8 protein-coding genes and 1 tRNA gene are annotated in these 9426 nt (G+C 65.2%); 5 read left to right on the forward strand and 4 right to left on the reverse strand.

Translation table 11 applies throughout. The annotated features are described in order from the left end of the window. Positions 1-135 precede the first annotated feature (135 nt). Together ACFORG_RS14075 and ACFORG_RS14080 are read left to right on the forward strand one after the other, a co-directional pair. The gene (locus ACFORG_RS14075; RefSeq protein ID WP_386736173.1) at positions 136-2055 is read left to right on the forward strand and encodes a DUF3604 domain-containing protein; all 1920 of its coding nucleotides are present in this window, start codon (positions 136-138) and stop codon (positions 2053-2055) included. Positions 2056-2300: 245 nt separating this feature from the next. Further along, on the forward strand, positions 2301-3947 hold the full coding sequence (locus tag ACFORG_RS14080) for an ABC transporter substrate-binding protein (protein ID WP_386736174.1): 1647 nt from the start codon (positions 2301-2303) through the stop codon (positions 3945-3947). 38 nt (positions 3948-3985) lie between these two features. On the opposite strand, the gene ACFORG_RS14085 is transcribed toward ACFORG_RS14080, so the two are convergent. Both ACFORG_RS14085 and rocF read right to left on the reverse strand, forming a co-directional pair. Next, positions 3986-5050 carry an ornithine cyclodeaminase gene (locus ACFORG_RS14085; protein ID WP_386736175.1) on the reverse strand — a complete coding sequence of 355 codons (1065 nt, stop codon included), beginning with the start codon at positions 5048-5050 and terminating at the stop codon, positions 3986-3988. Between the two features lie 11 nt (positions 5051-5061). Then, positions 5062-5985 (reverse strand): arginase, encoded by a 924-nt coding sequence (rocF, locus tag ACFORG_RS14090; RefSeq protein WP_386736176.1) that lies wholly within the window; start codon positions 5983-5985, stop codon positions 5062-5064. 105 nt (positions 5986-6090) lie between these two features. On the opposite strand from rocF, the gene ACFORG_RS14095 reads away from it, so the two are divergent. Next, the gene (locus ACFORG_RS14095) at positions 6091-6516 is read left to right on the forward strand and encodes an Lrp/AsnC family transcriptional regulator (RefSeq protein ID WP_386736177.1); all 426 of its coding nucleotides are present in this window, start codon (positions 6091-6093) and stop codon (positions 6514-6516) included. Here ACFORG_RS14095 and ACFORG_RS14100 read toward each other — a convergent pair. Then, positions 6513-6983, reverse strand: a complete 471-nt coding sequence (locus tag ACFORG_RS14100; protein ID WP_386736178.1) for a disulfide bond formation protein B — start codon at positions 6981-6983, stop codon at positions 6513-6515. The genes ACFORG_RS14095 and ACFORG_RS14100 overlap by 4 nt on opposite strands. Further along, entirely contained in the window at positions 6980-7558 is a 579-nt protein-coding gene (locus ACFORG_RS14105) for a YqaA family protein (RefSeq protein ID WP_386736179.1), read from the reverse strand. The genes ACFORG_RS14100 and ACFORG_RS14105 overlap by 4 nt, the downstream gene beginning before the upstream one ends. A 131-nt stretch (positions 7559-7689) precedes the next feature. Between ACFORG_RS14105 and ACFORG_RS14110 the strand changes: the two genes are divergently transcribed. Beyond that, positions 7690-7775 (forward strand) — tRNA-Leu (locus tag ACFORG_RS14110). A 136-nt stretch (positions 7776-7911) separates the two neighbouring features. Beyond that, positions 7912-9426, forward strand: a 1515-nt coding sequence (locus ACFORG_RS14115; RefSeq protein ID WP_386736180.1) for a calcium-binding protein, incomplete at its 3' end; no start/stop codon positions are given.

Consider the following 9426-nt stretch of genomic DNA (forward strand, 5'->3'; position numbering starts at 1 on the left):
GATTGACCGTTTTGCACCCCCTGGTACCAGCGTCGGCTCCCGGCCGTTTCCGGAAAATCGTTATGAGATCCCTGATTTCCTGTTAACCTAGCGTAAAGGTTATTCTTCCCTCGCATTCCAGACAGGAGATCAGCCATGCAAGCGTACTCGGAAAACAGGGGGGCGCGTGCTGCGCGGTTTGCCCTTGCCATTCTTCTGTGCACCGCCGCCCCGGCCCTTGCGCAGGAATACTCGACCCAGCAGGAGGATACCGAGGTCGTGCTCGCGCCGGATGCGTTCTCGCCCTATGCGGGGCGGGACTTTCCGCAGCTGCCGCTTTGGGGTGACTCGCATCTGCACACTATGGTCTCGGTCGATGCGGGCACCATGACTCGGCTGAGCCAGGAGGATGCGTTCCGCTTTGCCCGGGGTGAAGAGGTGACGACGACCCACGGGCTGAGGGCGCAGCTGTCGCGCCCGCTGGACTGGCTGGTGGTGTCGGATCATGCCGAGATGTACGGGTTGATGCCACAGCTGCTGGCGGGGGATGCGCAGGTCTTGTCGACCGAGCAGGGCCGGGCGTGGTACGAGGCGCTGACGTCGGGCGACCCGCAACTGGCCTTTGACACGGCGATGGAGATCGTGGCCTCGCTGTCGGATGACGAGCCGCCCATCGACAATCCGAGGGCCATCAAACACGCTTGGGAAGCCTATACTGCGCTTGCGGACAGGTACAACGAGCCGGGCATATTCTCGGCCATCATCGGCTATGAATACACGACCGAGGGGGCCAACAACCTGCACCGGAACGTGCTGTTCCGCGACGGTTCCATCCGGGCGAACCAGACGCGGCCGTTCTCGCAATATGACAGCAAGAACCCCGAGGACCTGTGGGCCTATCTTGCCGAATACGAAGAGCGGACCGGGGCCGAGGTTCTGGCGATCCCGCATAACGGCAACCTGTCGAACGGGCGCATGTTCAGCATGAACGCCTATGACGGCTCGGCCCTGACCGAGGAAATCGCCAGCCTGCGCGCGCGGTTCGAACCGCTATACGAGGCGACCCAGATCAAGGGCGATGGCGAGGCGCATCCCTTTCTGAGCCCCGAGGACGAGTTTGCCGATTTCGACAGTTGGGACGCGGCCAACCTGAACGGGACCGAGGTCAAGACACCCGACATGTTGGCGGGCGAATATGCGCGCGAGGCGCTGAAGCGCGGGCTGAAGATCGAATCCGAGCTGGGCGTGAACCCGTTCAAGTTCGGCATGGTCGGCGCGACCGATTCCCATACCGGGATGGCCACCGCGCAGGAGGACAACTTCTTTGGCAAGCATTCAGGGGTGGAGCCCGAACCGCACCGCTGGGAGCATGTCGTCATCGAGGCGCCGGACCCGGAGCTGACCATCTATGGCTGGAAGCAGGCCGCCGGTGGTCTGGGCGCGGTCTGGGCGCGGGAAAACACCCGTGCCGCCATTTTCGACGCGATGATGCGCAGGGAGACCTATGCCACCACCGGTTCGCGCATGATGGTGCGGTTCTTTGGCGGCTACAACTTTACCGAGGAGGACACGCTGAGCCGCCTGCCGGCCCATGCGGGGTATCGCAAGGGCGTGCCGATGGGCGGTGAGCTGGCCGCCGCGCCGGAGGGCAGGGCGCCGAACTTCCTGGTGGCGGCGCTGAAGGACCCGCTGTCGGGCAATCTCGACCGCATCCAGATCGTGAAGGGATGGCTGGATGCCGAGGGCGAGTTGCACGAATCCGTGTACGACGTCGTGTGGTCGGGCGACCGGGAGCCGGATGCCGAAGGCCGCCTGCCGGATGTCGGCAACACGGTGGATGTCGCCAATGCGATCTGGAGCAATTCGATCGGGGCGTCGGAACTGATCGGGGTCTGGACCGACCCCGATTTCGACCCGGCGCTGAAGGCGTTCTATTACGCGCGGGTGATCGAGATCCCGACGCCGCGCTGGACGGCCTACGAGGCGAAGCGGTTCAACGTCACGATGCCGGCCGAGGTGCCGATGACCACCACTGAACGGGCCTATACCTCGCCGATCTGGTACGACCCGGACTGAGGCGCGCCGGGCACCGGTTTCGGTCTGTTCGGGCCGAAACGGTCGCTGTCGGGCTGGTTCTGGACATAATTGTCCAATAATTGCCGCGCGCGGTCGAATTATGCTTGCTTTGCGGCGCGCGGGTCGCCCTGATACGGGGCGGGGACCGGAGAAAGACAGGGGCGGCAGGAGGAGCGCCGAACCTGTACCGGGGCCTTGGCGCTGCCCGGCGGGTGACCGGGCATTCAAACGACCGGGAGGAAGACATGACACCTGAGGATCGAACCGAAACCGTCCGCCCCATCGTGCACACGATGGCCGACGACACCATGGCCGGCAAGATGAGCCGGCGCGAGTTCCTCGCGCTGGCCAGCGTGATGGGGGCGAGTGCCGCGACGGCCTATGGCCTGCTTGGGCTGGCCGCGCCGACACCGGCCCACGCGGCGGGCGAGCCCAAGAGCGGCGGCGTGCTGAAGGTCGGGATGCGCATTCTCGACCTCAAGGACCCGCGCACCTGGGACTGGACCGAGCCGGCGAACGTGGCGCGCCAGTTCTGCGAGCCGCTGGTGCGCTGGAAGACCGATTTCACCTTTACCGGCATGCTGCTGGAAAGCTGGGAAGTCAGCGAGGACGCCAAGACCTATACGCTCAATGTGCGGCAGGGCGCGACCTGGAACAATGGTGACGCATTCTCCGCCGATGACGTGATCTTCAACCTCAACCGGTGGTGCGACAAGAATGCCGAGGGCAACTCGATGGCGGCGCGTATGGCCTCGCTCATCGATGGCGAGACCGGGCAGGCGCGCGAGGGTGCGATCGAGAAGCTGGACGATTTCACCATCCGCCTGAACCTGCTGGAGCCGGACATCACCATCATCCCCGGCATGTCGGATTACCCGGCGCTGATCATGCATCCCGGCTATAGCCCCGACAAGGGACTGGCCGAGAACCCGATCGGAACCGGCCCGTTCGAGCTGGTGGAGTTCGAAGTGGGGCAGAAGGCCGTGGTCAAGCGGCGCGAGAATGGCAGCTGGTGGGGCGGCGACGTCTATCTCGACGGGATCGAGTTCATCGATTACGGCACCGACGAATCCAACATCGTCGCGGCCTTCGAGGCGGGCGAGATCCATGCCAACGACACCACCAATGCCGATTTCGTGGACGTGCTGAGCGGGCTGGGCCTGGTGCGCAAGGAGGTGCCGACGGCGGGTACCATCGTGGCGCGGATGCGCCCGGACAGCGCGCCGCTGAACGACAAGACCTTCCGCAACGCGGTGCAGATGGCGGTCGACAACTCCGTCGTGCTGGAGCTGGGCCTGAACGGATTGGGCGAAGTGGCCGAGAACCACCACGTCGCGCCGATCCATCCCGAATATGCAGATATCGGCCCCGCGCCTTACGACCCCGAGAAAGCGCGCGAGATGCTGGAGGCCAGCGGCCATGCCGATGCCGAGATCGAGCTGATCTCGATCGACGGCGACTGGCGGACGGTGACCACGGATGCCATCGGCGCGCAGCTGCGCGACGCGGGCTTCAACGTCAAGCGGACGGTCATCCCCGGCTCTTCGTTCTGGAACGACTGGACCAAGTACCCGTTCTCGACCACCAACTGGGGCGGGCGGCCCCTGGGTGTGCAGGTCTACGGTCTGGCTTATCGGTCGGGCGAGGCGTGGAACGAGTCGGGACATGCCAACCCGGAATTCGACAAGCTGCTGGACCAGGCGGTGGGTATCTTCGACGCCGACAAGCGACGCGAGATCATGGCCAAGCTGGAAGAGATGCTGCGCGACAGCGGGGCAATGATCCAGCCCTATTGGAACAAGGAGTTCGCCTTCCGCGTCGAGGGCGTGCACGGGTTCGAGCGTCACCAGTTCCGCGAAATGCACCTCGAAGAGGTCTGGCTGGACGCGTAAGACAAATGGCCCCGGGGGATGCCCCCGGGGCAGGTTCCTCAGGCCGCTGCGCCGGGCGTGGCGCGTTGCAGCATGCCGAACAGGTCGCGCGGGTCGTCGGGATCGGCCAGCATGTCAAGAGCGAGGTAGAGTCCCGTATCGGCCAGCCGGTCGTGGACATAGCGCAGGGCGCTGAAATCCTCGATCGCGAAACCCACGGAGTCGAACAGCGTGATCTGCCGGTTAGAGGTGCGGCCCGGCGCCGTGCCGGATATCACCTGCCAGAGTTCGGTCACCGGATGATCCTCGGCCAGTTGCTGGATCTCGCCTTCGATGCGGGTCTGGGGCGGGAATTCGACGAAGATGTCGGACCGTTGAAGGATGCCCGCCGCAAGTTCCGTCTTGCCGGGGCAGTCGCCGCCGATCGCGTTGATGTGGACACCGCTGCCGACCATGTTGTCGGTCAGGATAGTGGCGAACTGCTTGTCGGCGGTGCAGGTGGTCAGGATCTGCGCGCCTTCGATGGCCTCTTCGGGCGTGGCGCAGGCGACAACGTCGATCCCGTGTCCGGCGAGGTTGGCGGCGCATTTGCGCGTGGCGGCGGGATCAGTGTCATAGAGGCGGACGCTTTTCAGGCCGAGGATGGCCTTCATCGCGAGGGTCTGGAATTCGGATTGGGCCCCGTTGCCGATCATCGCCATCGTATCGGCCCCCTTGGGCGCCAGATGCTTTGCGACCATGGCCGAGGTCGCGGCGGTGCGCAGCGCGGTCAGCATCGTCATTTCGCTAAGGAGCACCGGATAACCCGTTGAAACATCGGCAAGAAGGCCAAAGGCGGTTACGGTCTGCAAACCCTCCTTGGTGTTCTTGGGGTGGCCGTTCACGTATTTGAAGCCATAGACCTCGCCATCGGAGGTGGGCATCAGCTCGATCACGCCTTCGGCCGAATGGGAGGCGATGCGCGGTGTCTTGTCGAACAGTTCCCAGCGGCGGAAATCCTGTTCGATGTATTCACCGAGGCCGCGCAGCATGTCTTCGAGCCCGATCCGGTGGATGAGCTGCATCATGTGGTCGACCGAGACGAAGGGCACGAGGGCCTTGTCGGAGGGTTGCTGGGCAGTCATCGGGATCTCCTTCAGTCAAAGGCGCGGGTGGGGCGGTCGAAGACGCGGCGGCCGAGCGCCGAGGCGGCAAGATCGACCAGCAGCTGTGCGGTGCGGCCGCGTTCATCGAGGAACGGGTTGAGCTCGACGAGGTCGAGCGAGGTCATCAGCCCGCTGTCGCAGATCATCTCCATCGCGAGGTGACCCTCGCGCACGGTTGCGCCGCCGGGCACGGTGGTGCCGACCGCGGGCGCGACCGCGGGATCGAGGAAATCGACATCGAGCGAGACATGCAGCATGCCACCGGCGCGCGCTACCGCGTCGAGAAAGGCGGTGAGGGGGCGGGCGATGCCGTTCTCGTCGATGTCACGCATGTCATGCAGGCGGATGCGGGTTGTTTGCAGCGCCTCACGCTCTGCCCGGTCGACAGAGCGCAGCCCCATGATGCAGATGTTTTCCTGCGGGACGGGGTTTGGCACGGGCGGGAACCCGTCGAACCCGGCGCGCCCTGTGACATAGCCCAGAGGGGTGCCGTGCAGGTTGCCCGAGCCGGAGGTTTCCGGCGTGTGGTAGTCGCTATGCGCGTCGAGCCAGAGCACGAAGAGCGGACGGCCGACCCGCGCGGCATGTTCGGCGGCGCCTGCGACGCTGCCCAGCGAGAGCGCATGATCGCCGCCGAGGAAGATGGGCAGGCCGTTTGGCAGTGCCTCTTGCGCGGCGGTGCCCAGTGTCTGCGTCCAGCCGATGGTGCGGTTGGGTTGATGCAAGGGACCGTCGCCATCAGGGGCGTGCGGCGCCGGGGCGAGGTTGCCGCGATCCTCGACCCGGTGGCCGAGATCGCCAAGCGCCCGGGCCAGTCCCGCGGTGCGCAGCGCGTCGGGGCCCATCAGGCAGCCGTCGCGCCGCTTTCCGGAGTCCACGGGCGCGCCGATCAGGATGCAGGTTTGCGGTGTCATTCTGGCCTCTCCTATCGCTTGACCCGAAGTAGTGTCCGATATGCGTTGACCGCCAGAGGGTATTTCGGACAAAACGAACCCGGATTACGCGGATCGGAGGGTGTTTTGGACAAAACGGATGAAAAGCTGATCGCGGCACTGCGGCGGGATGCGCGCGCCTCGCTGTCGGATCTTGCCATTGGGCTGAACCTGTCGCGGACGACGGTGCGGGCGCGGATCGAACGGTTGCAGGAGCGGGGCGATATCCTGGGCTTTACCGTGGTGACCAAGGCCGATGCGCTGCGCGACCCGGTGCGCGCCTTGATGATGATCGGGATCGAGGGGCGCGGGGCGAACCGCATCACCCGCCAGCTGCAGGGGTTGACCGAGGTGCGCGCGATCCATTCGACCAACGGACGCTGGGACCTGATCGTGGAACTGGGCACCGAAACGCTCGAGGATCTGGACCGCGCGCTGAGCCGGGTGCGCAGCTTCGAAGGCGTGCAGAGCAGCGAGACGAACCTGCTGCTGGCGACGCGGAAAGCCGGTTAGCTGCGCGCGCGGGCGGCTGCGATCCAGAAAAGGACGAGGCCCGCCGACAGGATCGTGTTCCAGTTGGCCATGGTGAGGCCGAGGAGGAACGGCTCGAACGTGTCGCAGAGCACGAGGGCCGGCGCGTCCGAGGCGCCGGGCAGCAGCGCATCGCCGGTCAGCCCGCCAAGCGCGCCCGCGTCGCCGGTGCAGCTGGAGGGACCCTCCCACCAGTCGCGCTCGACCCCCGAATGGTAAAGCCCGAGCCCCGCCGCGGTGCCGGCGGCAAGCGCCCCCAGCGCGGGCAGTGTGGCACCCGGTACGAAGAGAGCGACAGCCCCGATGGCGATGGCCGCGGCATGAGGCCAGCGCTGCCACAGGCACATGGCGCAAGGTGCCCAGCCAAGCGCCTGGAAGAAGAAGGCCCCGGCAAGCAGCCCGAGTGACCCGCCCGCCGCAAGGAAGATGAGGAACGATCGATAAGTCATAGATATTGCACCAGAACAAAGCCGCCGATCAGCAAGGCGACGAAGGCCGTGAAGACGAGGCCGAGATATTTCTCGATGAAGTCGCGGATCGGCGGGCCAAAGCCGCGCAGCAGTGCCGCCACCACGAAGAACCGCAGCGCGCGGGCAAGGATCGAGGTCAGGATGAAGGTGCCCAGCGGCATGCCGGTCCAGCCCGACATGATGGTGATGACCTTGTAGGGAAAGGGCGTGACACCAGCAGTCAGCACCGCCCAGAAGCCGACACCGTTGAAGCGTTCGTTGAACGCCTCCATCGCGTCGGCCTTGCCCATCGCCTCGAGCACGGGCTGGCCGATGCCTTCGTAGAAGAACGCGCCGATGGCATAGCCCAGAAGACCGCCCAGCACCGACGCAACCAGCGCGACCGTCGCGATAAGCCATGCGCGCGAGGGCCGGGCGAGGATCATGGGGATCATCAGCACGTCGGGCGGAATCGGGAAGACCGAGCTTTCGACAAAGGCAACGACGGCCAGCGCCCACAGGGCGTTGGGGTGGTCGGCCAGCCGCATGGTGCGGTCATAAAGCGAACGGATCATCTGTTGCGGGTCCTGCTACGGGGGTCGGCCTGCAAAACCACGCAGGGGCAGGCGGGTCAACCGCCCAATCGCATCAGCGCCGGTGTTTTGCCTCTGGACCTCGCCTCGCGGTGAGGCTAGTCAGGGGCGTGGCCCAAGTGGCGGAATGGTAGACGCAGGGGATTCAAAATCCCCCGATGGCAACATCGTGAGAGTTCGAGTCTCTCCTTGGGCACCAGATTTCCCGCCAGTGATTTTCCGATCCGATCGGCGTTGACCGAAGGTCATCGCTCGCCATAGTTTTTTTGCGGGGGACGGGGCCCTTGGCTGGGCGCGGCTTCCCTTTGCCGGGTTATTTCAGTCAAGGGGCATTCATGACATCGATCCTACTTCCTGACGGGCGCACGGTCTTTTTCCATTCCGCCTTGTCGTCCGATCCTGCGGGGCCATCCTCGCGCATTGCGATCCACGTGACGGGGGCCGACGGCGCGCGTCTGTTCGAGAGCGCGTTTCTGGACATCCAGGACCTGGACGCGCGTCATGAAGAGATTGGTGCGACGCTGCTGGAGAACGGCGACATACGCGTGTTCTGGCATGAGAACCGGGATCTGACGATTCACGCGCAGGATTTCGCGCCGGACGGACAGCCGCGCGCCGGGGCCACCCTGGTCGAGAATCTGGGATATCGCGCGTTCACCAACCCAGTGATGCTGACGCTCGGCAATGGCAATATCGTGTATGGCGAGACGCAGATCGCGGTCATTGACCAGGATTTCAACCGGTTGCCCACCGATGGTGGGTTCAATGGCTGGCCGGCAACCTTTCCGCAGCAGTTCAACCCGTTTTCCGGGGCGCTGGCACGGATCGATGGCGGGTTCGCCTGGGCCACGATGGACATGAACACCGATGAACGGATCATGCTGCACCTGTTCGACGAGAATTTCGGCCAGATCGCGGTACGGATTCCGGTGGGCAGCGGGCTTAACCGCGAGTCGACCGGGCGTCTTACGAATGCGATCGACGTGGCCGAGCTGTCGGATGGGCGGATCGCCGTGATCTATGCCAGCCGCAACTATCCCGATGACAGCTTTGCCGACGGGACCGGAAATGACGGTATCTTCCTCGAGATCCTGGCGCGCGATGGCTCGACATCGTTGTCTGAACGGCAGATCGATCCGCTTGACGCGGCGGAGCAGGAAGAAGGGATCATGCCGCGCCTCTGGGCGCTCGACGATGGCGGCTTTGTCGCGGGGTGGACGGTCTGGCCCTCGCGGGTCGAACTGCGCCGGTTCGACGCTTCGGGAACCGAGCTGCTTGCCGAGAGCTATGACCGCAATGACGAGGCCAGCCCGACCTATCGCAAGCTCGGCGAGATCGTGGTCGAGCCCGAAGGCGACGCCTACCTAGTGAACAGTTCCGAGACGATCCCGCTCGTCGATTTTTCCGCTACCGGTGGGCCGGTGGTGCGCGGCAGCGATGCGGGCGAGACGGTTGCGGGGACCGACGCGTCGGAGCGGATCCTTGCGGGGGGCGGCGATGACGTGATCCGTCCGGGTGGCGGGTCGGATACGATCGATGGCGGGGCGGGGATCGACACGATCGATTTCCGCTTCCAGGTTCTGGTCGAGGGCTGGACGGCGGTGGATTACCTGCTGGACCTGTCGCTGGCGGCGGGGATTGCGGATATTTTCGGCGAGGCGCTGCATCGGCTGTCCGGCATCGAAAGCGCGGTGGGGACGGATTGGACCGATCTGCTGGCCGGCGACGCGGTCGCCAACGTGATGCAGGGGCTTGGCGGCAACGACCGGCTGGTCGGGCTGGAGGGTGACGACACGCTCGATGGCGGTGTGGGGGCGGATACGCTCAATGGCGGGGATGGCGATGACCGC

The organism is Lutimaribacter marinistellae, assembly GCF_042648365.1.
GTDB classification, from domain to species: Bacteria; Pseudomonadota; Alphaproteobacteria; order Rhodobacterales; family Rhodobacteraceae; genus Lutimaribacter_A; species Lutimaribacter_A marinistellae.

Excerpts from the sequence above, each read along its gene's own strand:
- ACFORG_RS14075 (WP_386736173.1), top strand. The coding sequence starts at position 136 with ATGCAAGCGTACTCGGAAAACAGGGGGGCGCGTGCTGCGCGGTTTGCC.
- ACFORG_RS14080 (WP_386736174.1), top strand. The coding sequence starts at position 2,301 with ATGACACCTGAGGATCGAACCGAAACCGTCCGCCCCATCGTGCACACG.
- ACFORG_RS14085 (WP_386736175.1), bottom strand. The coding sequence starts at position 5,050 with ATGACTGCCCAGCAACCCTCCGACAAGGCCCTCGTGCCCTTCGTCTCG.
- rocF (WP_386736176.1), bottom strand. The coding sequence starts at position 5,985 with ATGACACCGCAAACCTGCATCCTGATCGGCGCGCCCGTGGACTCCGGA.
- ACFORG_RS14100 (WP_386736178.1), bottom strand. The coding sequence starts at position 6,983 with ATGACTTATCGATCGTTCCTCATCTTCCTTGCGGCGGGCGGGTCACTC.
- ACFORG_RS14105 (WP_386736179.1), bottom strand. The coding sequence starts at position 7,558 with ATGATCCGTTCGCTTTATGACCGCACCATGCGGCTGGCCGACCACCCC.